This window comes from Bernardetia aquimarina (assembly GCF_042180575.1).
Taxonomy (GTDB): Bacteria; Bacteroidota; Bacteroidia; order Cytophagales; family Bernardetiaceae; genus Bernardetia.
Genome location: NZ_CP170094.1, coordinates 2,323,001 through 2,349,990 on the forward strand (window position 1 = coordinate 2,323,001; position 26,990 = coordinate 2,349,990).

The window sequence follows — 26,990 nt, forward strand, 5'->3', positions numbered from 1 at the left end:
GAAAAATCGAAAATTAATTTACTTTAGTATAAATGGATAAAAATCAAACCATCGGACTCGTCTTGATGTCAGCTTTGCTTATTGCGTATATGTTCTTTTTTAGTCCTAGCAAAGATGAACAACAAGCTCAAAAACAAAGAACAGAACAAAGACAAGACAGCATCAGAATAGCACAAGAAGCTATTGCTGCCACACAAAATTCTGAAACAGAACAAAAAGTAGAACTAGATTCTGCTACAAAAGCCTTGATTGCAAATGCAAAGGAGATTGTTTTGGAAAATGACAATATCAAAGTTGCTCTGTCTTCTTTGGGAGCAGAAGTTTTGAATGTAGAACTTAAAAACTATCAAACCTACGATGGAAAGCCATTGATTTTGGTAGACGAGCAAAATAGCCAAATAGAATTGTCAATGCCTACTTCTTCTGGAAGTGTCAGAATTGATAAACTCGGTTTTACTGTTCAGAATGCTACAAAAGATAAGGTTACTTTTGCTGGTGTAGTTGATGGAAAGCCTTTAGAAATCACTTATACATTGCCTAAAGATGGTTTTGAGCTTTTTTATGCTATCAAAACTGATGCAGCTACGCAATCTTTACAACTTTCTTGGACAGACCAAATTAAGCGTACTGACCAAAATATTGAGTTAGATAGAAGAGAAACAACAATCAATTATTATACGATTGAAGATGATTTTGATTATTTGAGCAAAGGAAGTACAGATGCACAAACAGAGGTTTTAGAAAATTCGGTTTCGTGGTTTTCAATGAAACAACGTTTCTTCAATGCAGCTCTTATTACTGACAGACAATTTGAAAAACTAACGATTGGTTCGGCTGCTGTCAATGAAACAGATTCTTCTACTATCAAAACGCTAAAAGTAGAAACGTCTATTCCTATTTCTTCACTTACTGCTGATGCAAAAGCACGTTTTTATTTTGGCCCTAATAAGCACGATATTAACAAAGCTGTTACAGATGGTTTCCAAGAAAACACATATTTAGGTTGGGCAGTTTTGCAGCCAATAAGTTTGTATATTATTATTCCATTATTTAATTTTTTAGAGAAGTTCATTGATAACTATGGAATTCTAATTATCGTAATGGTATTTATGATTAAAATGGTTTTAGCTCCTCTTACCTACAAATCGTATGTAGCACAAGCTAGAACAAAAGTTTTACAACCAGAAATCCAAAAGATTAAAGAAAAGTATCCAGATGACCAAGCCAAACAATCACAAGAAACAATGAAACTCAATAGTGAGTTTGGAGTCAATCCGTTGAGTGGATGTTTGCCGATGGTATTACAGATGCCTATTATTTTTGCACTATTTACGTTCTTTCCAAGTGCTATTCAACTTCGTAATGAAGCCTTTTTGTGGGCAAATGACCTTTCTACGTATGATTCAATTTTGAATTTACCATTTAATATTCCTTTTTATGGTTCGCATATCAGTTTGTTTACGCTAATGATGACTGCTTCACAGATTTTGGTAACAAGTGTAAGTACACAACAAACTTCAATGGCAAACTCTCCTATTAATCCAAAAGTGATGATGTACGGAATGCCAGTTATGTTTATGTTTGTCTTAAATTCTTTCCCTGCTGGTCTGACGCTTTATTATGTAACTTCAAACCTTGTTACACTTACACAAACTCTTGTAATTCGTAAGTTCTTTGTAAATGAAGAAAAAATTAGAGCAAAACTAGAGCTTCGTAGAGACGAGAAAAAGAAAAGTGGCAAAAAAGGTTCTTCGTTCATGCAACGTATGCAGGATGCAATGGCAGAGGCACAAGAAAAACAAGCAGAAGCCAAAGCAAAACCTAATGTTGATACAAAAAAAACAAATCCAAATAAAAAGGATAAATTGAAATAGAAAATGGTCGTTCCACTAACAACGGCAATTTTTAAGCATAAAAAAAGCAATAGATTTTTAAAGTCTATTGCTTTTTTTGTGTAAAAATAAAATCCTCGTTGACGGCGAAGCCTCAACGACGGTTTACCTCTTACCGTTGTCGGTGTCCCACCGACGACACATAAAACTATCAATCATTAAAATGTGCCTTCGGAAAACAACCTCTAAAACCTTTTGCATCTAATTTTTTGGCAAAACTACTGGCTTGTGTAGCATTCATATCTCCTACCGAAACTCTAAAAAGACGTTGCGAACGGTCTTCTGTCCAACTAACACGAATATAAACCTCATCAAAACCTGCTGCCATCGAATTTTTTCCTTTCTGTACAGCATTTTTCAAATCTTTATAGCTTCCTATTTGTACACCAAAATCTTCTGGATATTTTTGTGTTCCCCAGATACTATAAATACGAGGTAAATATTTATTTTTCTTTTGAGCTTTTTTGATATTTACTTTCCTACGTGGCTTTCTTTTGTCTTGTTTTTCTTCCGAACCTTGTGGAGAGAGAGTTTCACCATCTGCACCTGCACGCAAAAGACGAATTTCTATATCTACTACACCATCACGCACCATATCTAACTTTTTTGCTGTTGCATAAGAAAGGTCAATGATGCGACCTGGTTTGAAAGGTCCTCGGTCGTTTACTCGTACAATAGCCGTTTTACCGTTATTTTTATTAGTAACTTCTACTAAGCTATTGAATAATATTTTTTTGTGGGCAGCCGTTGCGTCATACATATTGTATTTTTCGCCACTTGCTGTGGGTCTGCCGTGAAATTTTGTTCCGTAATAAGAGGCTTTTCCGTTTTGCGTATAACCTAGTTTCTGATAATCATATTCGTTTGTTCCACTCAGTTGCAATAAGGCAAAAGGCACAACAGCACAGTAAAAAATGTGTTTTAACTTCATAAAAAACAATAAAGAGGTGGAATTTTGGATAGAATTTTTTGCTAAAATAGAATAAATTAAGTCTATAAATCAATTTTATTCTACTTTAAAGGGAATTAGTTATGCTAATTAGTAATTTTTAAAGAATTTTGCAATTTTAAAACGCTTATTTTTGTATTCTATTATTAAATATTCATCAAAAACTTGATACTTATGTCTTCAAAATCTAAACTCCTCAATTTTTTACGTATTCTTGGTGTAGTAGAAGGAATTTCTTTTTTAGTTATTCTCTTTGTTACGATGCCACTCAAATATGTGTGGGAAATGAAAGAACCTAACCAAATTGTCGGAATGGCACACGGAATTTTATTTATTGCCTACTGTCTTTTGGTGTTGATTGTTGGCTATAAGTTTAAATGGAAACTACTTACTATTTTTTGGGCGTTGTTGGCTTCTGTTATTCCTTTTGGAACTTTTGTAGCTGATAAAAAGATTTTTAAAGAAGAGCAAAACGTTTAATTTAAAAAAACATGGCTTATCAATTAGATTTAGAGAAAGGTTTTTTAGAAATTGATTTAGGAAATATAACTTCTGGTGATTTTATAGAAGAACATAATCTAATTTTTGGAGAATTTAAAAAAAATAAAAAAGACAATTATGAGAAATTTGAAGTAATCATAAAAGGAATTGATTTAATCAAGCTGCATGATGAGGATGTTTTGTTTAGATTATTGCTAAACATTTTATGTGATATAGAAACACTCTCAAAAGATAAATTCCCTGTTACTGTTTTATGGTATTATCAAAATGAAGATGAATTAGAAATGGGAAATATGATGAATGACTTGCTTGATGAATATATGACATTTGAATTTCTAAAAATTGAGTAGATATTTTCCTCTAAAAAATGTCGCTTTAATTCTTCTCCAACTCTCTCTCTCTAAAAAAATAATGTTTTTTATACGTTTTTTACTACTTTTTGAATTTCTATTTTTGCCTATAAGTCTTTGCGCTCAAATGGATGAAAAATTCTATTTTCCAAGTAAAGATTGGGTAGAATTTGATTCTATTACTTATGATTCCTTTTTTCATAAAGTCGAACAAGACACAATTACATCTTATTTATTATACCCAAAACAAAAAATAGCCAAAGCAACACTACTTTATTTTCACGGAAATGGGGGTAATGTTTCTAATTATATAAAATATGTCAAACCTCTTTTAGAAGATGACTTTCAAGTTTTTATGGTCGATTTTAGGGGCTATGGAAAATCAACTGGAAAGCCTATTCATCAAAATATCTTATCAGACGGACAAGTCTTTTTTGATTTTGCATTACAACAAAAGAAGGTTCAATCACAAAAAGTTATTATTTGTGGAGTATCGATTGGAAGTCAGATTGCAACTTATCTAGCCAAAGAAAATGAATCTAAAGTTTTAGGGCTTATACTAGATAGTGGAATTAGTTCAATAACAGATATTGCCCTTTTTTATATGCCCAAGCGACATAATTTTATAAAAAAGACAATCCAAATTTCATATAATTCAAAAAAGGATATAAAATCTTTACAGAAAATAAAAGTGTTATTTATTCATTCTCAAAAAGATAAGGTCGTTCCATTCGAACACTACCAACAAGTCAAGCAAAACTGTAAAACTCAGAATCAGTCTTTGATTTATGAGGGAGAACATATTATGTGTCCGATTGTAGAAACTCATAAATATATTGAAGCTGTAAATAAATTACTAGAATAACTGTGGAAATTTAAACTGTCAAAACACTTTTGAAACATCAGGCAGATTACATACATATAACTATTTTTCCCAGTTACTTAATACAATTAAAAAAACCAAAGAGTTTGTTTTTAAACAAGCTCTTCGGTTTTTTGATTCTACCTTTCATTTCGGATTACAAACTAGCCAGCTACTAAGTAAGTTGTAATTGTGTAAATCCTCCATCAGCAATAATTTCTGTACCAAGCATATAAGAAGCATCTTCAGAAGCTAAAAATAAAGCTGCTTTAGCAATTTCTTCTGGTTGTCCGATGCGTTTCATTGGGTTTTGAGAGGCTAAAGCCTGAATCATTCCCTGTACTTGATCTGCTGAAAGTCCAGGCATATTCAAAATTGGCGTTTGTGTAACTCCAGGACTAACCATATTGATACGAATTTTGCGTGAGAGCAACTCAGCACTAAATGTTCGGGCAAGTGAACGCAATCCAGCCTTACTAGCAGCATAAGCACTTAGCGAATGTTGTCCAATTTGATTAGAAATAGAACCTGTAAATACGATTGCTCCTCCATCATTCATTTCTGGAAGAGCTGCCTGAATCATAAAATAAGGTCCTTTAAGGTTTACTGCAAAAACTTCATCGTACATTTCTTCAGTCATCTGTTCGATAGGAGCTGCTTTAGCAATGCCAGAATTGATATGTAGTACATCTATTTTTCCAAAGACTTTTACTGTTTCACTTACGAGAGCATGACGATCAGTGGCTATCGAAATATCGGCTTTTATACTGTGTACTCTGTCGCTACCTAATTCTTCACACGCCTTGTCAAGTTTTTCTTTTGTGCGTCCACTAATCATGACTTTTGCGCCTTCTGCTAAAAATAAACGAGCTGCAGCCAATCCGATACCACTGCCTCCACCTGTAACAATACAAACTTTATCTTGAAATCTAGACATAATAAATAATTAAATGGTTATTTGTTTATAGGATAAAAAGTATAGAATGCAATATATAAAATATTCAGTTCTTTATGAATAAAAATGTCTTTTTCATTTTTTGATTGGTATTACTCGCCTTCATTAAATAATAAGCAGCAGTTTTTTTTTAAAAATACACATTTTATCCAAATCAGATACATTTCTACACTTGAATAAATACAAATTATCAATCACAGTTCATACCCTATATAGTTAAATATTAAAACCGTAATTTAATATAAAAAATTAAAAACAAGAAATCAAAAAGATAAAATAGACACTTAATCAATATAATACATACATAAGTACTAAACACAAAAACTCTAGTTAGTTTTTGATAGAGCAAATAACTAATTTTATCTTCATAAACACAACTTCAAAAATAAATATTATCCTATTAAAACTCATTCATTAACAGAGTTTAAGTACAAAAAAATACTCTTTCAATAATTACTTAATTAAACCAATACAATCCTATGGAATTTTACAAAAGCGACTATCAGACTATCAATTTTGATGAGTCTAAATCTTTACTATCTAAATCTTGGACTCCAAAAAGTGAAGACCTTGAAACAGATACTTTTCACAATGAAATAAATAAGGTAGTAGAATGTGCTGAAAAAAACAATGTTAAATATATCTTAGATGATACACGAGATTTTTCTTTTACTATTACAATTGAATTACAAAGCTGGGTAGATAATGAGGTTTTTCCTCGTTTTATAGCAGCAGGACTAAAAAAATACGCTATTATTGTATCAAAAGAATTTATTTCACAACTTTCTATCGAACAAACTATGGAAGGCGAAAAAGGAAGCCAAACCTTTGAAGTACAGTACTTTGATAATACAGAAGAAGCACGCAATTGGATTGAAAACAGTATCTCTTCTGCTGTAACTTCAGATAGTTTGTAAAGCTAAATTATATATATTAAACTTCTATTTTGTGGCTAAAAAACAATAGATAAACTAAAGACAGATTATATACCTAGTCTGTCTTTGTTGTATAACAGTTTTATTTGTGCTTTAGAAAAATGAACTCTTTTTTTCTTCTTTCAAAATGAGAAATTTAAACTCCTGTATCAACTCCTTTTATTACAGAATTGTAATTTTATTTCTGCCCAACTCTACTATACCGTTATTTTCTAGTTGTTTTAGAAGTCTTGAAACTACCACTCTAGCTGTCGCAAGCTCGTTGGCTAAATGTTCGTGAGTTATAGAAATGGTTTTCGAACCTGTCAGTTCTACTTTTTTCTGTAAAAGATGCAAAAGACGTTCATCTACTTTCTTAAAAGCCATTGCATTAACGACATCCAAAAGTTCCTCAAAACGCTTATGATACAACCTAAAAATATAATCCAACCATTCGGGATATTCTTTTATAAATAGCATTACTTTTTCAATCGGCAAAAATAAAATTTCTGCATCTTCTTCGACCTCTGCACGCACTTTACTCGCTTCATTGTGCATTCCTCCCAAAAAAGACATAATACAGCTTTCTCCAGACTTGATATAATAAAGAAAAATTTCTCTACCATCTTCTTCCGTTCGGATAACACGAATACTTCCTTTTGCAATAATTGGAATGGAACGAATAGAAGATTCTTCTTCCAAAATAACATCACCTGCTTTATAGTTTTTGATAATGCTATTATCGTAAAGTTTTTGGGTAAGCTCTGGCGAAGTTTTGAACTCTGTGAAGGTTTGTAACATAGTTTATTTAATTGATAATCATTGTTTTTAAGTAGTAGTAAAATCAATTTATAGACGATTTGTTTTGAAGAGTCGAAGCCTACTTTTTATCAAAAAAAAAGTGGTCAAAAAAACAAGTTTTTCACTACCTTTAGTACAATAAATTATAAAAATAAATCAATAACAAAGCACATTTTAGAAAAATACCCCAAATGCCCTATTGTCAGTTTTTGTAGTCACCACTACTTTTGTGATAAATAATTACAGAAAAAATCACTGTTCTTTTTATAAATTCATTTATCTCAAAATAAAACGGCAATGCAAAAGTTTCTTTTTATCAGTTTATTATTTATCGGACTTTCTACTTTTTTTGCTAACAATGCAACAGCTCAAAACACAGTAAGACTTCAATCAGAAGCTAGTGTTACTATTGAAGGAATCTATATCCATTTTTTGAATGGTTGGAGTGGAAATGTAATGCCAGAATTAGGACAAGATTACTTAATGCCAAATAATAGTATAGATATTCCTCTTTCAAATGGTGGACGTTGTGAAATAAAATTATGGGATGGCGAAAACACCTATTTCTTAGTCCTTAATATTGACGAGTACGATAACATTACTTATGTTACTATTACAGACGACCTGTTAAGAAGATCTATTTCTAACTAAATCAATCCTACTTTCTAAAAAAGTGACTTGATAACTAAAATTATCAAGTCCTTACAAACTTATTTATTCAAAATTTTACTACGTGATGAAATATTCAAAAAATATACTACTTCTTCTTTTATTATTTATTCCTCTTTTTGTTCAAGCAAAAGATATTAGTGGTACGTATCTCTGCCACAATATGTATGTTGCAAGTACAGAAATAGCTCAACGTCCAGATGGCTCAATCAAGCTTGAAATGAAGTTTTTTTATAACGGAATTGATATGAATGACATCAGTACAACCTTAGCACCTATCAATAATGAAAAAACAATTTTTGAAACTGTAAAAAACACTAAATATCCTTTACACATAATTATTAGCGATGGTACGGCAGAGTTATATGTCTTAAATGAAGCTAGAGCTATTCAAGATTATTTTTTGCTATGTCAAGACAAAAAACTTTTGAAGAATCTAATGAAAGAAAAAGGTCTCAAAAGTAAGGCACAACAAAAAATGACTTTACTGAAAAATGAAGAGTATCAAAGTGAGTATAGCTCAAAACCTGCTATTTTTATTGCCTCTAACCCAACTTCAGATTTTCACGCCAAAAATGCAGGAAAAGTAGTTTTCTTTTCAGAAAAGCCAGAAATAGGTAAGGAAGATATGTCTAAAATTAAGACAAAATTCACACTTGGAGATGAAATTTGGGCTGTGGCTTATTTTCCTGTGGCTCTTGAAAAACTACCTCGTCTGATGGATACCAATAGAAAGAACTTTTTAGAAGTTGGTTTCTTTGATTATACCAAAAACCTAACTGAAGAAGAAAGAACTATCGGAAGTCAGTCTGTATTGGCATTAGATGAAGAGATGAGAAAACAAAACTACTTTATCTTTCAAGTTATTCCAACGACAGGCAAGTACAATAATATAGATATACAGAATACAGTGTGGATAGTCAATAAAATAAAAAAATTAGGAACATTCAATCATACTATCAAAATGACAATGGGAGATGACTATGATTATGATGATAGTGTAAATGATTATCAACCTTATTATGAAAATCTATTTTCTGGAACTTTTGAACTGGATATGAGTGATAAAGAAGCCGTAGCAAAATGGAGTAAAGCACTCAATGATAGTGAGTTTGAATCAAGAGAAATGCCTAATGTGCCAAGAGCTCCAGCTAGTTTTGAGGCTGATATTATCGCAAGACTAAATGGTCTGAATGAGAGAAGAGGCTGGGACAGAAAGTGGATAAAAGTATTGAATGATGGTGCTTGGAACTGGATGACTAGAAGAGATGACTATGGATTTATTACTGAAAGATATGCTGGCTTCATAGGTGTTTTTGAAGATGAAGAAGGCTGTGGATATATACAACTTACCCTCAAGCAAAAGTACATAGATAACGGTCAGTTTGAACAAACTATGTATTGGGATTATGAAGGTAGAACTTATTATATTCCTTGTGAAAAAGCAAAATAGTTTTTTATAAAAAAATACACTTTTCATTGTTCCATGATTCTTATTTGTTTCTTAATGGTTAGTTGTGATACTGCTCTTACTCCCACAGAGATTTCTAGTGGAAAATGGAACAATGAATTGGTGTACATAGAGGGTATAATTATTCCCAATGAAGAAGGACACTATGACATAGATAGGCTTAAACTAATGCATGAAAATGGAATTAAATATCCAACTATTGAAGTTCTTTTTTTTAAAAATGAAATAACACCAAAAAATATTTGGCTAAAAGCAATTGAGGACAACTTACATTTTGTAGATAAAAACAAACAAGTTATTAGTGCAGGAGACAAAGTACGTGTTCAAGTGTGCATATGCTCTCTTAATGAAAAAGAACCTTATGAGTTATTTATCAATGAATTTGAAAAGTTGAATTAACCTGTAAGTCTATTAAATTTTAATCAATATGTTTTGACGTAGTTCATAAAATCTAAACTATCTCTAAACTTAAAAATACGATCAGCTATGAAAAAATATAATTCTATTTGGTTTGCTATCATCACTTGCTTCTTGATGATAAGTTGTGGAGGACAAGAACCTACACTAACTCCTTCAGAAGTCTATGATGAAAAATGGAATAATCATTTTGTGTATCTAGAAGGGGAGGTTAGCCTACCAGATGAGCAGTCTGGAGGCTTTCTTACACAAAATATCAATGTAACACATGAAAATGGAGAAATATATCCTCTCATTAACGTAGAAATTGGGGATGGTACTGTTCCACATGAAATCAAACCTCTTCCAGCAGAATATACTGATGATGACTTTTATATTTTAGATAAAAATAAACAAGTTATTAAGGTGGGAGACAAAATACGTATTCGTGTATTAGTATTCCATGAAGATACAAAAGAAGAGTCATATGTAGTAGCCAATGAGTTTGAAAAGCTATGATTAATGTTGAAATAATTACGTTTTCTATACACTCATTAATTTCAAAAACCTCTCGTTTTATATATCTCCAAAATGGATAAAATAGAAGATGTTGAAAATCCAGAAGTTGGACAGGTTTACTTAGTCGCACATGCAGTATGTCAAAGCTTTGATGGTTATATAGACGATATGCCTATTATTCCATTTGCTCATGCTGATAAAGATTTAGGAGAATATGCAAAGAGAACACATTATCATATTGATGGAAGGTTTCTAAGCTACGCTTATAAATCTAACTCACTTATTTATAAGTCACAGTATCCTAAAATTGTATATAAACCTAAAAAACTAAGACGGAAAAGTGCTGGTCTTGATAATCCAGAAAAACACTTGATATATAGAGAGTTTGTGAAAAAACATTTAGGAAAGTCTTGTAAAGACAGAATTTGTCCTCATAATGGTGCTAAAATGCTGATTATAGAAGATAAATGGATATGTCCTTTACACAACCTAAAAGCGTGTAGCAAAACTCAAAAAATTATTGGACACAAGTAAACAAGTAATATTACAAAAAACCTTCTTGAACATAAATAACTCCTTTTTATAAAGTAATAATATCAAACTAAACATGCAGCAAATATGTAATGTATAATTAAACTTGATATGATTACTCCAAACCATTTAACCTATAAAAGCTATGCAAGTATTCAAAAAGTATTCTTCAAAGACATGTCTAATCATAATGTTATTTTTTGTTACAATATTTATCACATCTTGTGATACAACAAAAGATGATATTGAAATCAGTCCTATTACACCAATAGAAGAGCCTAAAGATAATGTTATAATAGTTTCGACAAGTTCAAATATGGCTGCATATCTCGTGGACTTTTCATATCTACTTGATGTTCCAGTAGGATCAGAAGTAGAATTGATAACAGCTCCCAAATACGGAAGAGCAGATGTATTTCAAAATGATATTGTCTTGTATCGTATTTTTGACAAAAACAACCCTAGAACAGATGAATTTGAGTTTCGCTTAAATGGTGAAAAAAGAATTTTAAGAATTGAATATCATCCAGATGCTGATATTTGTGAGGCTGTTGGTGATTACTATTATACTACTGAGAATACATTGCTTTATGATTTAGATATTTTTAGTAATGATAACCTTTGTGGTACTATTACGGAATGGTACACAGAGCGTATTTCCATAGAACCTTTCAGAAAATGGTCTACTATAGATATTCATGGAGATGTTTCAAATTCAAAAGTCGATTATTATACTCCTAGTGATTTTATGGGGCTTGAAATACGTCAAGTTTATATTAAAACATCAAATGGAAACTCATATACAAGTTGTTTGCTATTTGAAGTTGGAGAAAATACAGATACTTCATGTACCTCTTCATTAAATGACGACTTGTTTGATCATACTACCTTACCACTCTTTGAAGGCTATAAAGCAAATTTAGCTTTACTAAAACCTACATACGATACACTGGGAACTCTTTACTCGCCATTAGAAGCTAGTCATTTCTACAGAGATACACTTAGTTCTTTGAGTACTTTCAATGAGTTTATAGAGTTTCAAGACTACTATTATATTCCTTATTTAGATAATGATGATATGTGTACTTATCTAATTAATGATTGGGACGTAATCGTAGATTGGAATGGAATAGAAGGAGGAACACACGGTTTAGGTTTTGCCCCTTTTTACAATTCAGTGTTTTTTGTACCAACAGATACTCCCAAACCATTTAGCTTTACTTATACTTTGAGAAATACAATTACAGGGGAAGAACATACTGCTCAAGTAATTGTCAACTAAACTATTTTTTTATAAAAAAATTATTCGAATTCTATGAAAAAGTATAATGCTATTTATTTAATTATTCTGATTTGCTTCTTAATAACAAGCTGTGACTTTAGTCCAAAAAATAGAGGTGAAAACAAAAACCACCCTTACCTAACACCAAAAGAAACTTGGGAAGAAAAATACCAGTGGGAAAAAGTCTATGTAGAGGGAATCGTCAGTATGCCTAGCGAACAGACACTTGGAGTATTAGGAATCAAAAGCGATAGTTATGATATTATTCTGACTCATGAAAGTGGAGAAGTATATCCTGAAGTTAAAATTAATATAGGAGACACTCTTAATCATATGAAGCCTATCCCTAAATCATATACAAAAGATGATTTGGTCATTCAAGACAAAAATGGAAAAGCTATAAGAGTTGGCGATAAAGTACGTGTACGTGGCACAATTAATCAAGGTACACACACTAACTATGATACTAATGAAGAGAAAAAAGATTGCTTCATAAGTATAGGACGCATAGGAGAAATTGAGAAACTATAAGTTTCAACCTAATAATTACCAAATTACCTTTTTATATGACTTCGTTGATAAAAAAACGAAGTCTTAACTTTCAACCAGTTTTAATAATGATTTCAGATATTGGATTTTTCATAATGCTCTTAGGAGGCATTAATACACTTTGGAAACTACTTTGGCTCGTAATGGCTCAGAGCAGTATGGCAGGAGCAAAAATTTCTAAAAAAGTAGGCACAGACAACGAAAATACAGACGAAAATCTAGAAATAGGCAAATCTTTTTCTAAGCAACTTATCAGTGACCTTGTGCCAAGAGTAGCTGTAACAGTTATTGGTCTGCTAATGTATCTTTTAGGATAAAATGAAAACTAATTCAAATTCTTTTCTAGGAACATGGAAATCTACTGAGCAGATTGAAAGATTGCCAGACTACGGTCTAGACTTTTCAAAATGGATAGGAAGGGGAGCTATCCAAGGCTACTTTGTTTTTTCTGTTTATTACAAAGAAAAAGTCCTGACTGCTCAAGTAGATATTCCTATTGGTGTAGATAGTTATTTTTCAATTTATAAAGGAAAGTTTCAATACACAAAAACTCAAATCAAGATTTGGCAGAATGAACAAAATCCTATCAGAATAAAATATTCCTTTGAAGATGACTTGCTTGTTTTAAAATTATTTTCAAAAACTATTTATTTCAAAAAACAAATTTAAAAAAATGAAAAAACTACTTTTAATTCTATTATTATCAACTTTTATATTTAATCTAAAAGCACAAGACACAAGTGTAGAAAATTCTACATTCGGTATCCAAACAGGCTTTTTAGGTATTTGGGTACATAATGAAGTCAAACTTAGTAATAAAATTGCACTCCGAACAGAATTTGGTTTGGAAGGTCAGATTTATAAAATCGGAAGAAATGAAAACAACACAGCCAACTATATTCTAACACCAGTATTGACATTAGAACCACGCTGGTACTACAACTTGAATAAACGTGCTAATAAATCAAAAAATATAGAGGGAAATAGTGGCAATTTTTTATCCCTAAAGACAAGCTATTATCCAGACTGGTTTATGATTTCGAACGATGATGGGCTTCTGCTTACCAATCAGATTTTTGCTATTCCTACTTGGGGAATGCGAAGAAACTTGGGCAAGCACTTTATGTACGAAACTGGAATTGGTATTGGCTATGCTTACTATTTCACAAAGAAAAATGGATATGACGAAAACGAAAGTGGAGCAGCTATTAACCTTCATTTAAGAATCGGTTATCGCTTCTGATAGATTTCCAATTATTAAAATCTCTAATCAAAAACTTAACAAGACTATGGCAGCAGTACTAAAACAAGAAAAAGTAGGCTATCTAAAATCTAAAATCAGTCTTCTGCAAGGCACGCTTTATTTAACTGAAGAGAAACTTGTATTACAAGCCCACAAAGCTGGTGTAGGAGGTGGAGGTATTTTAGGGTTCTTTCTCAAGAAAAAAGTAGAGGAGAAAAATTATGGCTTTAATTTAGAGTTTTCTAAGATTAAAAGCATACAACAAGGAAAACAAGGATTGCAAAAAAACATATTAGAAGTAACAGATATAGCTGACGAAACTTATAGAATTGTTGTGAAAAACTATAGTGAGTGGGAAACAGAAATTACAAAACACCTAACTAACTAAAGTAATGAAACTCCAAATACTTTATACATTTATACTATCAGTATTATGTTCTTGTCAAGTATATTCTCAATCTGAAAAGATAAAACTATTTTTAGAACCGACTGTATCAATAGAACTAGACTCTAAATCATTTGAAGTAGAGGAAAGTAATGATGAAAATCGTAGTTACCTACTAGATGAAAATAAATCAAATTATACTCTAAGGTTCAGAGATAAGAAACTCAAAAATGTTTTTGTTGAAATATCTGTAGAATATAGTTCTGTTACTCCATCTAAAGAAGAGTTGAATATTGCCATTCAAAAACAAATAGAACAGTTGAAAGCCAGTGAAAAAATTCTTGAAATATCTAAATTAGATTATAAAGGGTTTGTTGGTTATGGTTCAAGATTAGAAAAAGCTAACAAAAAAGAACAGAATACTGGAGGAGTTTATCATAAATACTTCGATGGTGTTAAATGTGCTATTTTTGTTGGAGCAACAAATAATAAAGTGCCTTATGAACAAATACATGATAAAATTCTGAAACTTATAGATGGCATTACGATGTTCAAAAAGTCAGATTTTGAGGAAAAACATCAGCACATAAGAGAACAAATCATTATAAAAGTCGATAGTATTGGCAAGACTAAGACAATAAAATCTGTTGAGGCTACCTATGTTGCTCAAGTAATTGCAGAAGGAATTGACTCTGAAAAAATAAATGGTGTAACCTTGTATAATGCATCAGGTAGGTTTCAAGGTAGGTTTGAGTTTATTCAAGATGGAAAAGTGATAATTTTCACAAACGACTCTGAAAAAGGAAAAATCACAAAAAAATGTATTCTATATATTTTAGATTCATTTGGAAAGAAAGTCCAAATACCTTTTGAGTTTAGCTATTATAACGAGTAAAAACGCTAAGTTTAGTTTCAAATGATAAATAAGCACCAATTACATCACCAAAAGTATAAATCTTTTCTAAGAGAAAATAGACAAGACCCTATTACTGGAGATACTATCCAAGAAAATGATACTGTTGTAATTTGTGCTGTCTGTAAATCAGCTTTTTTAGAAGATTCTTGGAGTTATATGAATGGTCAGCATTGTAATCAATCATCAACTTTAAAAAAAATTCCTAAAGAGAATGCTCTTATAATCAAACAAGAAAAAACAAAACCTAAAAAAGCAAATAAACAAAAAAACACAGAACGAAATGAAAAGTATAGGAGTATTTCTTTATCACTTGCTGTTATTTTACCTATAGGCTTTTATGTATTCTGTATGGTCAACTATTTTAAACCAACAGATACTGGTTTTTTAATGACAGGAGTATTCTTGACAGCAGGTATTTCTGGAGTATTAATAATGTTTGTTGATTATTTTTTTAAAAATATAACTTAAGCCAAATTGAAACTCAAAGCAAACTGTATTAGTTCTGCACTTGAAGAAAAGCCACTTTTTTTATAGATATTTTTTTTATGTTTAGTAATGGTATGAGGAGATAAAAACAATTTTTCAGCAATTTCCTTTACCTCAAGCCCTTGACAAACGAGCTGAATAACCTCCTTCTCTCGCTTTGAAAACTCTTTGTAGAGAGAAAGTTTTTTTTCAATATAACTTGAAGAATCAAAAAGAGTGTTTACTTCTTCCTTAAAATCATCTACTTGTGTAATCGGACAAGTTATGCTTTGAAATATATTTCTTTTTTTATTAAGTTTTACACAAGTAAAATAAACTTGATATTCTGTCTGTCCTTTTAATCTCAATCGTTGAAAATAACTAAACGTTTTGCTCTCATCATTTTGGGCTGCAAATTTTAATAGAAGATTAACACATCTTTTTAGGTCTTCTGGATGCATAATATCAGTTAAAAATTCTGCTCCTGCCTCTTGTATTTCTTTCAATGTCTTGCCATACATCTGACAGCCCTTTTCTTCTAAATACAACAAGTTAATTGTATCTTTATCATTTTCATGATAGAAGCCTAAGAAATCTTCTGTACCTGTTTTTACCTCATCTATATTTTTCAGACGAGCAAGAGATTTTTGTATATCTAAAACACCCATATAATTAAATCTATTTTACTTGTGTATTTTGAATTTTACGGCAAAGTTATAAAATCTAAAAAAACTATGAACATTCATTTTTCTATAAATATTAATCTTATGATTTTTGATAGTGTGAGTAGATACACCCATCGCATCAGCCACACCTTGCAAGGAGTTTCCACCACATAAATACTTACAAACTTCTATTTCTTTTTTGGTCAGAAGACTAAATCTTTCCAAATTCTCTTTAATGAAGTTTACATTATCATAAATATCATTAATACTTTGATTGAAGAGTTCTAAGTCTTGAACAGGTACACTCAAGTTTAATATACGACTATCATCCAATATTTTTCCTCTCGTATAATAAAGCATTTCTCTATGAGAAGGATAGGTAACTCGCTGAAAAAATGAAACATGTGTCATCTCCTCTTGATTTGTAATATAATCTAAGTTCACATTAACTGCATTTGTCAAGTCTTGAGGGTGAACCGTTTTTTGTAAATAAGTAAACCCTTCTCTATTTAACTCTTCAATATCTATATCAAAATACTCTAGTAACTTGGTATCAGTTTCAATGACAGAAAAATCTTCTAATGAATTAATATGCAAATGACATGGAATATGTCTTGTTATTTCTTCAATAGATTTTTCACCTGCTTTGATTTGACGAGAAACTTCTTGAATACTAAACTGGTCAAACATAGTGTTATCTTTTTGTAAATGAGTGGAATACAAAATTAATAATTTTTAATAAAAATAAGAAATTAATTATAAACAGGGCATGTTCATAAAAAATAATTGAGCTTGTGAATATGTTTAATCAAATAAGTTATAGCATTTTTTTAACTTTGACAGTCCTTTCAGAAGGCTGTCAATAGTTGGAAAAATAAGCTCGTCTGTACCTAAACTATTGTCAGAGTTATTTTGGATTACCAAAAACTACTGACAAAGTTTTTATGAACATGCCCTGTAATTATAAATGACCCTTTTAAGATTTAGTACATTTATAACCAAGAACTCAAATCTTATTGTTTCACTTATTGTTTCATAGACTATACTCACAGATATATCGCTGCTTAATAAAACCAAGAAACCTTAGGGTTTATTCTAAATTAAACTCTTTCCAAATTAGCGTTTTAAGAAAATTTATTTTGAAATATGACAACAAATTTCTCATTTTTGCAGTATTAAGTAACACAGACTTCCCAGTTTGTGAATTAAACAAATATAGACACAGACTAGAAAATCTGTGATACCAAATGAATAATTTCCCACACATATCACAAAACATCAAAACTCGCTTTCCATTTTTTTGGATAGTCATGAGCTTGTTTTTGCTTGTCGGACATTCATTTACACCTCATTGTCATCATCAGCATGTAGTTTGTCAGTCAAACTCGGTTCACACACACAAAGCAGTGCCTTCAAACTTTTTTGCTTTGCTATATTCTCCGAATGTTGGAGAAGAACATTTGCATAATTTTACAGAAGAAGGTACTTCTGTTTCTAAAGAACTTCAAAAAATAGTTAAACAAACTTCTGATTTTACGACTATTTTCACAGATTTTTCTACTGCTCAAAATCATACCAAACAAGCAGTACTTTCTAGCAAAAATACATACATCTGTTTTTTTGCACACACTATTCAAGATATTCTTTTTAAGAATATTCCTCTTCGTGCGCCCCCAGTTTTAGCATAATCTTTCGATTTATTTTTTCGTGCATTCGTTTCCTCAGAAGCGAATCTATGCCGTTGTTGGTGTCCCCACCAACGACATAAAATCTTCAAAATCAAAAATTTTATGTTAGACAACCTAATCGGATTTTCTATTCGAAATAAATTCATTGTCTTTATAGGAGTTTTGGCTCTTATTGGCTGGGGAACATATTCTCTCCTCAACTTGCCTTTAGATGCCGTCCCAGATATTACCAATAATCAAGTTCAGATTGTTACTCAATCTCCTACTTTAGCTCCTCAAGAAGTGGAGCGTTTTATTACTACGCCTGTCGAACTCTCAATGGCAAATTTGCCAAATGTGGTTGAGGTGCGTTCGGTTTCAAAATACGGTCTTTCAGTTATTACGATTGTTTTCAAAGAGGAAACAAAACTTTTGGAGGCTCGTCAGCTCGTTAGCGAACAATTAACAGCTATTTCTGGTGAAATTCCTACTCATTTGGGAATTCCTTCTTTAATGCCTATCACAACAGGATTGGGTGAAGTTTATCAATATACACTCAAAATAGAAGAAAAATTTCAAAAAGAATATTCTATTACCGACCTACGAACGATTCAAGATTGGATTGTAAAAAGACAAATGGCTGGCGTGGAAGGAATTGTCGAAGTGAGTTCTTTTGGTGGAAATCTCAAACAATATGAAGTTTCTGTCAATCCTGCAACGTTGCAAGGTTTGGGAATTACGTTGAATGATATTTATGATGCTTTGGCGATGAATAACTCTAATGGTGGAGGAAGTTATATCGAAAAAACGCATTATAGATATTATGTCAGAACAGAAGGTTTGATAGAATCTTTAGAACAAATTCGTCAAATTCCTATCAAGGTCAGAAACTCAAAACCTATTTTGATTGGAGAAATTGCCAAAGTAAAAGAAGGATTTGCACCCCGATTAGGCGCAATGACACAAGGAGGAACAGGCGAAGCAGTTGGTGGAATTGTCTTGATGCTCAAAGGCGCAAATTCTTCAGAAGTTATAAAAAATATCGAAGAGCGTATAAAATTAGTTCAAAAAGCATTGCCCGAAGGAGTTAGTATTGTTCCCTATTTGGAGCGTTCCGATTTGATTGGAAGAGCTATTGATACCGTTTCGAAGAATTTAGCAGAAGGTGCATTGATTGTAATTTTTGTTTTGGTGTTGCTTTTAGGGAATTTTAGAGCTGGTTTTATTGTCGCTTCTGTAATTCCGTTAGCATTAATGTTTGCTTTTGGAATGATGAATCTTTTTGGAGTTTCGGCAAACCTTATGAGTTTAGGAGCGATTGATTTTGGGTTGATTGTCGATGGCTCGGTTATCATTGTTGAAAATGTAGTTCATCAAATCTACAAAAAATATAAAGGTCAGAAACTGACAGCCCAGCAAATGGATAATGCTGTTTTGGATTCTTCTCTACAAATTCGTCAATCGGCAGCCTTTGGAGAAATCATTATTTTAATGGTTTATTTACCAATTTTGGCACTTACAGGCGTTGAGGGAAAAATGTTTAAACCGATGGCAGAAACGGTTATTTTTGCCATTTTGGGAGCATTTATTTTGTCTTTGACGTATGTTCCGATGATGTCGGCTTGGCTTTTATCAAAAAACATAAAAGAAAAACACAGTTTTGCAGAACGAATTTCAAATTCAATTATGCAAGCTGCCGAAAATTTTTACATTCCTATTCTTGAAAAATCATTGCAATTCGGAAAAAGTATTGTAGGTATTTTTGTGCTTGTTTTTGGAGTGAGTTTGTATGTTTTTTTACAAATGGGAGGCGAATTTATTCCTACTTTAGAAGAAGGCGATTTTGCGATGCAGCTCACTCTTCCAGCAGGAAGTTCTTTAGAAGAAAGCATCAAAACCACTACGGCAGCCGAACAAATTTTGATAAAAAACTTTCCTAATGAAGTGCGTGATGTAGTTTCAAAAATTGGAACAGCAGAAATTCCGACTGACCCAATGTCTATCGAAACTGGCGATATTATGATTTTACTACATCCAAAATCAGAATGGACAACCACGCAAGACCAAGAAGAATTAGTAGAAAAAATGAAAACGGCTTTAGAGATTTTACCTCATGCACAATTTGAGTTTTCGCAGCCTATTCAACTTCGTTTTAATGAACTTATTACAGGCGATAAATCAGATATTGCCATTCGTGTTTTTGGGGAGAATTTGGATACACTTTTCAAATATGGACAACAAATAGGCACAATTTCAGAAAATATTGAAGGTGTAGGAGATGTGCGAGTAGAGCAAATTGTTGGACTTCCTCAGTTTGTAGTCGAATACGATAGACAAAAATTAGCGCAGTACGGAATTACGATTGATGAAGCAAATAAGCTAGTCGAAACGGCTTTTGCAGGTGGTTATGCAGGTACGATTTACGAAGGTGAAAAACGTTTTGACTTGGTAGTTCGTTTGTCTGAAAAGGATAGAAACAAGACTGAAACACTAGAAAATCTATTTATTTCGATTCCTTCCATTACAAATAATGTCGCTACTACTCAGCAAATTCCATTAAATACAGTTGCCAAAATCAAGCGCATTGAAGGTGCAGCACAGATTTCCAGAGAAAATACACAGCGAAAACTAACTGTCGGAATCAATGTCAGAGGGCGAGATGTAGAATCTTTAGTCAATGAACTTTCTGAAAAAATTGAGACTCAAATTAAATTACCTTCTGGTTATTTGGTTACCTATGGAGGACAATTTGAAAACCTACAAGCTGCAAAAGCTCGTCTAATGATTGCCGTTCCTGTTGCCTTGCTTATGATTTTTGCTCTTCTTTTTATTACGTTTGGTTCGCTTGAACAGGCTATTTTAATTTTTACTGCGATTCCACTTTCTGCCATTGGTGGTATTTGGGCGTTGTACTTGCGTGATATGCCGTTTAGTATTTCGTCTGGAGTAGGTTTTATTGCCCTTTTTGGAGTTGCTGTTTTGAATGGAATTGTTTTGATTGCTCGTTTTAATGACCTTAAAAAAGAGGAGAGTACAGAAGAAGAAAATCTGACTGAAACTTTATCATTAAAAGAACGCATAAAAACACGAATCATTCAAGGTACAAAAGACCGTTTAAGACCTGTTTTGATGACTGCCCTAACGGCTGCATTGGGCTTTTTACCGATGGCAATTTCGACAGCAGCAGGTGCAGAAGTTCAGAAACCTCTTGCAACCGTTGTGATTGGTGGACTTTTGACGGCAACCGTTTTGACGCTTATTGTTCTTCCTATTTTATATGGATTTTTGGAAAAACGTAGCCGATAGCTTCCAAGCTATCATTTAAAAAATTCTAAAAATATACTTCTTATTATTCTGACAGCTTGGAAGCTGTCAGCTACGTAATACATAAATTCTTAAAAAAATGAAACCATCAAAAATAATAGTACTTCTATTTTTTCTATCGATTCAGTTTCCTGTTTTTTCACAAACAGATTCTTTAAAAAAATCTTCTTTAGATAAAATAATTGAAATTGCTTTTTTAAACAATGGCTTATTACAAAACAACAAACTAGACATTGAAAGTGCAATTAGTCAGCAAAAAGGAGCTTTTTCTGTTCCCAAAACAAATATTTCTCTTCAATACGGAAATGTTCAGAGTAGTTATAATCGGGATGTAATGGTTACTATTACTCAAAATTTTAATCCTATTGGTTCGATTTCGGCAACTAAAAAAGCGTTTCAAGCACAAGAAATGAGTGCAGAAGCAAATCTGAATTATCAAAAAAATGTACTCAAAAATCAGATTAGTCAGTTGTATTACAAATTTGTCTTTTTTTCTCAAAAAAAATTTCTTTTACAAAAACAAGATAGCTTGTGGAAAACAGTTGAAAGAATCACAAAAGCTCAAACACAGGCAGGACAAACAAATAAAATGGAACTTCTGACAGCACAAAATCAGCGTTTACAACTGCTACAACAAAAATCTATTAATGAAAATGAATTAAAAATGACTTTTCATGATTTGCAAAAATTAGCTCAAAATGACCTTTCTTTCTTAGAAAATTCTATTTCAAATATAGATTCTAATATTAAAATATTGAATAGTTCTATTTCAAATTTGGTTGTTTCTGATTCCTCAAATTCAATACTTACTTACTTTGAAGCGCAAACAAATTTAGCTCAAAAAAAGATTTCAGTAGAGCGAAGTAAAGCAATGCCAGAGTTACATTTGGGTTATTCTTCTCCTACTTTTGATGGCGAAGTTGGTATTTATAACGCTTTTCAAGCAGGATTTTCTGTGCCTTTGGTTTGGCGAGAATATAATTCTAAAATTCAAGTTGCCAAAATCAAAGAAATACAAGCTCAAAATGAATTAGCGTATCAAAAAAATGCGATTTCAGAAGAAAAAAAGGCAGTTTTTATGAAATTACAAAACCTTCAGAGCATTTTGGAAAGCTATCGCAACCAGCAAATTCCACAAGCCGAAGAACTAACTAATTTAGCTCAAATTAGATATAAAGAAGGCGAAATTTCAGTTTTGCAACTTGTTCAAATTCAACAACAGACACTGCAAACTTCACTTTCTTATCTTGAAACACTAGAAAGTTTCAATAGCACATTAGCAATGTGGGAATTTTTGAATAATTAAAAAAACGTATCACAGACTTCCCAGTCTGTGCAAAAAACAAAATATTCTTCACAGACGAGGAAGTCTGTGGTACAAAATATAAATATAAAAAAATGAAAACGAACCTCATATATTCAGCCTTTCTTGCTTGTTTTGTGCTTCTTTTTTGGAGTTGTGAAAAAGATGCGACACACACACACGAGCATACTGAAAAAAGCACCACCAATGAACACCAATCAACGGAAGAAACCCATCCTATTTTTACAAATGAGCAAATCAAAAAACTAGGAATTGAAATAAATAATTCTTCTCTCAAATCAATTCCAACAATAATTGAAGCAACAGGAACAATACATTTGCCCCCACAAAATAAGGCTTTAGTAGGGAGCGTTTTAGGAGGAAAAATAAAACAAATTATGATTCATGAAGGGGATTATGTCAAAAAAGGACAAACGATTGCTATTCTTGAAAACCCAGAAGCACTCAAGATGCAACAAGAATATTTGACCGTTTCGGCTCGTCTGATAATGTTGGAATCTGATTTGGAACGCCAAAAAAATTTACAAACACAAGATGCCACCACTCAAAAGATTGTGCAACAAGCTCAAGCAGAATTAGATATGGCAAAGGCTCAAAAAGCAGGTTTACAAGCTCAACTAAATCTCATTAATTTATCTACAAAATCACTTTCTGCTAATTCTATTCACTCTACATTTTCTGTTCTTGCGCCTATTTCAGGAATGACGCATAATATTGTCGGACAGTTGGGAGAGTTTATAGATGCGAATAAATCTATGGTAGAAATTTTGAACGAAGAGCATTTGCATATCGAAATTTTGGTCTATGAAAAAGATATTGATGCCATTAAAGAAGGGCAAAAAGTAAATTTTATTCCTTATAATTCGCCAACTGCAAAACCTGTTGAAGCTGTTGTTTATTCCATTTCAAATACGATTGATGCAATTACTAAAACGGTAAGTCTTCACGCAGAAATCAAACAAAAATTAGCTACCATTCTTAGAGATGGAACACTTGGAAAAATAACGATTGAAAGCAAAGGACAAAACCGTCCTACTTTGCCAAAAGATGCTTTGATTCAAGAAAGAGAGCAGTTTTTTGTATTTATTCAGAAAGAAAAAACAGAAAAAGGAATTGAATTTGATAAAGTGGAAATTGAAATCTATGCACAAAATGAAGATGAATTTCAGTTTTTAATTAAAGATAATTCAATCCAAAAATCAATTTCTGAGCTTCTTTTTGTGAGTAAAGGAGCATATTATTTGAATGCTTCTTCGGCTGAAACGGTTGGACATTCGCATTAAATTAATCTTTCTTTGCTCGTTTCCAACGCTTATGCGTCCAGAGCCAATTTTCAGGAGAATTGCGAACAGCTTCTTCTATTCTTTTTGAGTATTCATCAAGAATAGAAAAGTCTGTTCCACTCTCATCTGGATTGTAAGGAGGAGTTCGCATTAGTTCTAAAGAATATAAATAATGCCCTCGTTTTGGCTTCGTAATTCTTAAAAAATAAATGGGTAAATTAGATTGAGGCGCAAGACGAGCCACACCCACAAAGAAAGGAACTTCTTTTCCAAAAAAGTTAGTCCAATACTGTCTATTATTTCCTGCTGGCGTTTGGTCACCTACCAAAACATAACCTACCGAAACATCTGTGGGTTTGACAATTTCTCTATTTGAAACTCTCATTTCTAAAGGAACTGCGCCAAACTGTGAACGCATTTTATAAATGAGTTCTTCCATTTTCTTATTGGCTAATTTTTTATAAATAGGCTTCACAATCGTTTCTAATTCTACCGAACAGGACAAACTAACCCATTCCCAACTCAAATGATGTGTTGCCAAAACAATAATTGATTGTTTGTCTTTAGCTACTGTTTTGGCTATTTCTAGTGATTCTGGTGTCGGACGAGTGCGCCTAACAATTTCTGCTTTCGAAATATGGAAAGACTTTAGTATTTCAATAATAAAATCACAAAAATTTCTGTAAAAAGCTCTTGCAATTTGTTCTCTTTCTTTCTGTGTTTTTTCAGGAAAGGCACGATACAAATTATCCAAAACTACTTGCTTTCGATATAGTTTTCCGTAATAAACCACCACAAAAAGAACATCAGAAATTCTATACAAAAACCAAAAAGGGAGACGAGCAAGAAGTTTTATGAAGAATGGAATCATAAATAAGGAATGATAAATTATTAATTGTAAATGATAAGCGAATACAAATCGCTTCATTATTTACTCAATTTTAAAATACGGATTGCACCTTGTAGAACCAGAAAAAAGACAATCGTTCCGATAATCAAATCAGGCAGACTTGAACCCAACCAATTTACCAAAACACCTGCTATTATCACTCCTACATTAATTATTATATCATTTGATGTAAAAATTAGACTTGCTTTTATATGTACTTCTTCTTTACTTTTTGATTTTTGCATCAAATAAAGACAAATTCCATTGGCTAGTAACGCAAAGAATGAAACAATAATCATAGTCTGAAAATTGGGTAGTTCTTCGTTTTCAAAAAACCTTCTTAGCACTTCTATAAATCCCAAAAAAGCCAAAATAATTTGAAAATATCCTGCTATTTTTGCTATTTTTTGTTTCTGAATAAGCGATTTTCCTACTGCAAAAAGGCTTATTCCATACACAAAAGCATCTGCCAACATATCCAAACTATCAGCAACCAAACCCATAGATTTAGAAATAAACCCTGTTGTACTTTCAATTACAAAAAAGGCAAAATTAATAGCTAATATAATCCAAAGGAGTTTTCTTTGCTCTTTATTCTGACTTTGATTTTCTGTAAAATTATTTTGTGCTGTATGCTCTGTTTTTACTTTTTTTGCTCCTAAGTTTAGTTCAGAAATAGCTTTTTCTATGCGTTCAAATTCTTTTTTTTGTTGCTGTTCTTCTTCATAAAAAACAGTCAGTTCACGATTCGGAATATCAAAATCAAGATTTTTAATACTTGAAATAGCATCCAACTTCATACGTATCAGATTTTCCTCTGACGGACAATCCATTTTTGTAATCTTAAAAAGAGTTTTTTGCATAAAATCTTAGCTTTTTATCTTATTTTCATTTTATTATCCAAATTAGCTCTACCCGAAAGAAGTTCTGAAAAGCTATAATTCAAAACTACTTCATTTTTGTCATCAGAAGAATAAGTAGCTTTTTTATTAGAATATTTCTTTATTTTTCCTTCTGTACGAACAATAAAAACATAAGAAGCAGACTCAAAAACATAATCTTGAAAACGTTTTGTTGCTTCATCTTCTGGTGTTTGTTGTCTTTCTTTTGCTCTATCTAAAAGAGGTTGGAGGTAATGTGTATTGTTTCTTTCAAAAGTACGTTTCGAAAACTCAAAAGCAGGTTTTGAAGGAGCAGGTTCGGTATTGAGTTGATTGAGCGCAGCCGTAAGTGAGGCTACATTATCAAAATCAAAACTAAAACCTGTGAGGTAATTTTCGTAATCTGTATTGTACTCAACATGAGTAATCCCTCCAATTTCAGAAAAACTCTCACTACTTTTCTGAATTACATTTTCAATATTGGCAACAAAGTTTTTTTCTTCTTGAGTAGAATCTGTGAGAGAAGTAGTAACAGCTATTTCTTGTTTTCGTCCACTTAAATCTACAGTCAATGAATATGTTCCTGAACCATCTTTTTTGATATAGACTTCTTCACGAAGCTCAAAACAAGAGGTAAGTGTAAAAACAGAAAGTAACACAAAAGCAAATTGTAGTAGTTTTTTCATTGAAATTTTCCTTTTAAAAATATTTTATTTCAGAATAATACTCAAAATTACACAAATACAGTCATTTTTTTAGATAAAATTTCATAATTGGTTATTAATCTTCTTTTACTACCATTCTAGTTCCAATCGCATATTCTATGCAACGTATTTTTGCACATTTGTCTTTTTTCTTGTGTTTTTGGAGTAAAAGAGGATTTTCTTGTGGGTCTATATATACTCTCAATGTTTCATTTTTAGTAGATTTATACGTAAAACCTTCATAATGTTTTCCATTCAAAAATGTTCTTGCTAATGTGTCATTTTCTTGATTCAATAAAAATAGTCCACCTGTTTGTTCCAAATTACCATTTGAATTTAGAAAAAAATAACGTAGCATATAATCAGAATCTTTTTCTACATGAATATCAACTAAAAAAGAAAATTTGCCTTCCGTAATTCTTTGTTTTTTATTTTGATAAAGAGTATATCCAGGAGCTAGTTTTTTGAGAGTAATACAACCTATAGGCTCATAATCACAACAATTTTCTACTATTCTTAAATTTTCAATTTTTTCCTTTTCAGAAAACCCAAAACAGACAAAAAGAACACAAAAAAGTACTATTATTTTTTTCATAATTTTAT

At 31.8% G+C, this 26,990-nt stretch carries 31 protein-coding genes; 22 read left to right on the plus strand and 9 right to left on the minus strand.

The window, feature by feature from the left end; genetic code table 11:
* Positions 1-32: 32 nt before the first annotated feature.
* Entirely contained in the window at positions 33-1,874 is a 1,842-nt protein-coding gene (yidC, locus tag ACE193_RS09820) for a membrane protein insertase YidC (protein ID WP_375562799.1), read from the plus strand.
* Positions 1,875-2,043: 169 nt separating this feature from the next.
* Here the strand turns inward: yidC and ACE193_RS09825 are convergent, their stop codons facing one another.
* A complete protein-coding gene (locus tag ACE193_RS09825) occupies positions 2,044-2,823 on the minus strand; it encodes a septal ring lytic transglycosylase RlpA family protein (RefSeq protein ID WP_375562800.1) in 780 nt (259 codons plus the stop codon).
* A gap of 192 nt (positions 2,824-3,015) precedes the next feature.
* Here ACE193_RS09825 and ACE193_RS09830 point away from each other — a divergent pair, with 192 nt between their 5' ends.
* From ACE193_RS09830 to ACE193_RS09840, 3 genes are all read left to right on the plus strand, one after another.
* A complete protein-coding gene (locus ACE193_RS09830; protein ID WP_375562801.1) occupies positions 3,016-3,321 on the plus strand; it encodes a DUF3817 domain-containing protein in 306 nt (101 codons plus the stop codon).
* A gap of 11 nt (positions 3,322-3,332) precedes the next feature.
* A complete protein-coding gene (locus ACE193_RS09835) occupies positions 3,333-3,692 on the plus strand; it encodes a hypothetical protein (RefSeq protein WP_375562802.1) in 360 nt (119 codons plus the stop codon).
* Positions 3,693-3,753: 61 nt separating this feature from the next.
* Entirely contained in the window at positions 3,754-4,557 is an 804-nt protein-coding gene (locus tag ACE193_RS09840; RefSeq protein WP_375562803.1) for an alpha/beta hydrolase, read from the plus strand.
* A 172-nt stretch (positions 4,558-4,729) separates the two neighbouring features.
* Here the strand turns inward: ACE193_RS09840 and ACE193_RS09845 are convergent, their stop codons facing one another.
* Positions 4,730-5,491, minus strand: coding sequence for an SDR family oxidoreductase (locus tag ACE193_RS09845; RefSeq protein WP_375562804.1), 762 nt, complete (start codon positions 5,489-5,491; stop codon positions 4,730-4,732).
* Between the two features lie 497 nt (positions 5,492-5,988).
* On the opposite strand from ACE193_RS09845, the gene ACE193_RS09850 reads away from it, so the two are divergent.
* On the plus strand, positions 5,989-6,426 hold the full coding sequence (locus ACE193_RS09850; protein ID WP_375562805.1) for an STAS/SEC14 domain-containing protein: 438 nt from the start codon (positions 5,989-5,991) through the stop codon (positions 6,424-6,426).
* 180 nt (positions 6,427-6,606) lie between these two features.
* Here the strand turns inward: ACE193_RS09850 and ACE193_RS09855 are convergent, their stop codons facing one another.
* The gene (locus tag ACE193_RS09855) at positions 6,607-7,224 is read right to left on the minus strand and encodes a Crp/Fnr family transcriptional regulator (RefSeq protein ID WP_375562806.1); all 618 of its coding nucleotides are present in this window, start codon (positions 7,222-7,224) and stop codon (positions 6,607-6,609) included.
* Between the two features lie 297 nt (positions 7,225-7,521).
* Between ACE193_RS09855 and ACE193_RS09860 the strand changes: the two genes are divergently transcribed.
* From ACE193_RS09860 to ACE193_RS09920, 13 genes are all read left to right on the plus strand, one after another.
* Positions 7,522-7,875, plus strand: a complete 354-nt coding sequence (locus ACE193_RS09860; protein ID WP_375562807.1) for a hypothetical protein — start codon at positions 7,522-7,524, stop codon at positions 7,873-7,875.
* Positions 7,876-7,960: 85 nt separating this feature from the next.
* Positions 7,961-9,346, plus strand: a complete 1,386-nt coding sequence (locus tag ACE193_RS09865; protein WP_375562808.1) for a hypothetical protein — start codon at positions 7,961-7,963, stop codon at positions 9,344-9,346.
* Between the two features lie 54 nt (positions 9,347-9,400).
* On the plus strand, positions 9,401-9,763 hold the full coding sequence (locus ACE193_RS09870) for a hypothetical protein (RefSeq protein ID WP_375562809.1): 363 nt from the start codon (positions 9,401-9,403) through the stop codon (positions 9,761-9,763).
* Positions 9,764-9,850: 87 nt separating this feature from the next.
* Positions 9,851-10,279 (plus strand): hypothetical protein, encoded by a 429-nt coding sequence (locus tag ACE193_RS09875; protein ID WP_375562810.1) that lies wholly within the window; start codon positions 9,851-9,853, stop codon positions 10,277-10,279.
* A 72-nt stretch (positions 10,280-10,351) separates the two neighbouring features.
* Positions 10,352-10,813 (plus strand): hypothetical protein, encoded by a 462-nt coding sequence (locus ACE193_RS09880; RefSeq protein ID WP_375562811.1) that lies wholly within the window; start codon positions 10,352-10,354, stop codon positions 10,811-10,813.
* 142 nt (positions 10,814-10,955) lie between these two features.
* The gene (locus tag ACE193_RS09885; protein ID WP_375562812.1) at positions 10,956-12,092 is read left to right on the plus strand and encodes a hypothetical protein; all 1,137 of its coding nucleotides are present in this window, start codon (positions 10,956-10,958) and stop codon (positions 12,090-12,092) included.
* Positions 12,093-12,125: 33 nt separating this feature from the next.
* On the plus strand, positions 12,126-12,623 hold the full coding sequence (locus ACE193_RS09890) for a hypothetical protein (RefSeq protein WP_375562813.1): 498 nt from the start codon (positions 12,126-12,128) through the stop codon (positions 12,621-12,623).
* 86 nt (positions 12,624-12,709) lie between these two features.
* Positions 12,710-12,958 (plus strand): hypothetical protein, encoded by a 249-nt coding sequence (locus tag ACE193_RS09895; protein WP_375562814.1) that lies wholly within the window; start codon positions 12,710-12,712, stop codon positions 12,956-12,958.
* Between the two features lies 1 nt (position 12,959).
* A complete protein-coding gene (locus tag ACE193_RS09900; protein ID WP_375562815.1) occupies positions 12,960-13,310 on the plus strand; it encodes a hypothetical protein in 351 nt (116 codons plus the stop codon).
* A 4-nt stretch (positions 13,311-13,314) separates the two neighbouring features.
* Positions 13,315-13,884, plus strand: coding sequence for a hypothetical protein (locus ACE193_RS09905; RefSeq protein ID WP_375562816.1), 570 nt, complete (start codon positions 13,315-13,317; stop codon positions 13,882-13,884).
* A gap of 46 nt (positions 13,885-13,930) precedes the next feature.
* Positions 13,931-14,272 (plus strand): hypothetical protein, encoded by a 342-nt coding sequence (locus tag ACE193_RS09910; RefSeq protein WP_375562817.1) that lies wholly within the window; start codon positions 13,931-13,933, stop codon positions 14,270-14,272.
* Positions 14,273-14,276: 4 nt separating this feature from the next.
* On the plus strand, positions 14,277-15,164 hold the full coding sequence (locus ACE193_RS09915; protein ID WP_375562818.1) for a hypothetical protein: 888 nt from the start codon (positions 14,277-14,279) through the stop codon (positions 15,162-15,164).
* 21 nt (positions 15,165-15,185) lie between these two features.
* Entirely contained in the window at positions 15,186-15,653 is a 468-nt protein-coding gene (locus ACE193_RS09920) for a hypothetical protein (protein ID WP_375562819.1), read from the plus strand.
* Here ACE193_RS09920 and ACE193_RS09925 read toward each other — a convergent pair.
* Positions 15,650-16,318 carry a LuxR C-terminal-related transcriptional regulator gene (locus ACE193_RS09925; protein ID WP_375562820.1) on the minus strand — a complete coding sequence of 223 codons (669 nt, stop codon included), beginning with the start codon at positions 16,316-16,318 and terminating at the stop codon, positions 15,650-15,652. The genes ACE193_RS09920 and ACE193_RS09925 overlap by 4 nt on opposite strands.
* Positions 16,319-16,333: 15 nt before the next feature.
* Entirely contained in the window at positions 16,334-17,005 is a 672-nt protein-coding gene (locus ACE193_RS09930; protein WP_375562821.1) for a helix-turn-helix transcriptional regulator, read from the minus strand.
* A gap of 557 nt (positions 17,006-17,562) precedes the next feature.
* On the opposite strand from ACE193_RS09930, the gene ACE193_RS09935 reads away from it, so the two are divergent.
* The 4 genes from ACE193_RS09935 to ACE193_RS09950 all read left to right on the plus strand — a co-directional run bounded on the left by ACE193_RS09935 (position 17,563) and on the right by ACE193_RS09950 (position 23,913).
* Entirely contained in the window at positions 17,563-18,003 is a 441-nt protein-coding gene (locus ACE193_RS09935) for a hypothetical protein (protein ID WP_375562822.1), read from the plus strand.
* Positions 18,004-18,105: 102 nt separating this feature from the next.
* The gene (locus ACE193_RS09940) at positions 18,106-21,288 is read left to right on the plus strand and encodes an efflux RND transporter permease subunit (RefSeq protein ID WP_375562823.1); all 3,183 of its coding nucleotides are present in this window, start codon (positions 18,106-18,108) and stop codon (positions 21,286-21,288) included.
* Positions 21,289-21,385: 97 nt separating this feature from the next.
* Positions 21,386-22,612: a TolC family protein gene (locus ACE193_RS09945; RefSeq protein WP_375562824.1), complete on the plus strand. Its 1,227-nt coding sequence runs from the start codon at positions 21,386-21,388 to the stop codon at positions 22,610-22,612.
* A 92-nt stretch (positions 22,613-22,704) separates the two neighbouring features.
* Complete coding sequence (locus ACE193_RS09950; protein ID WP_375562825.1) at positions 22,705-23,913, plus strand: efflux RND transporter periplasmic adaptor subunit; 1,209 nt, start codon at positions 22,705-22,707, stop codon at positions 23,911-23,913.
* A 1-nt stretch (position 23,914) separates the two neighbouring features.
* Here ACE193_RS09950 and ACE193_RS09955 read toward each other — a convergent pair whose 3' ends face one another.
* The 4 genes from ACE193_RS09955 to ACE193_RS09970 form a co-directional block, all read right to left on the minus strand.
* Positions 23,915-24,841 (minus strand): lysophospholipid acyltransferase family protein, encoded by a 927-nt coding sequence (locus ACE193_RS09955; protein WP_375562826.1) that lies wholly within the window; start codon positions 24,839-24,841, stop codon positions 23,915-23,917.
* The gene (locus ACE193_RS09960; protein ID WP_375562827.1) at positions 24,841-25,665 is read right to left on the minus strand and encodes a cation transporter; all 825 of its coding nucleotides are present in this window, start codon (positions 25,663-25,665) and stop codon (positions 24,841-24,843) included. Before ACE193_RS09960 ends, ACE193_RS09955 begins: the two co-directional genes overlap by 1 nt.
* A gap of 14 nt (positions 25,666-25,679) precedes the next feature.
* A complete protein-coding gene (locus tag ACE193_RS09965; RefSeq protein ID WP_375562828.1) occupies positions 25,680-26,369 on the minus strand; it encodes a hypothetical protein in 690 nt (229 codons plus the stop codon).
* Between the two features lie 94 nt (positions 26,370-26,463).
* Entirely contained in the window at positions 26,464-26,982 is a 519-nt protein-coding gene (locus tag ACE193_RS09970) for a hypothetical protein (protein ID WP_375562829.1), read from the minus strand.
* Positions 26,983-26,990: the final 8 nt, after the last annotated feature.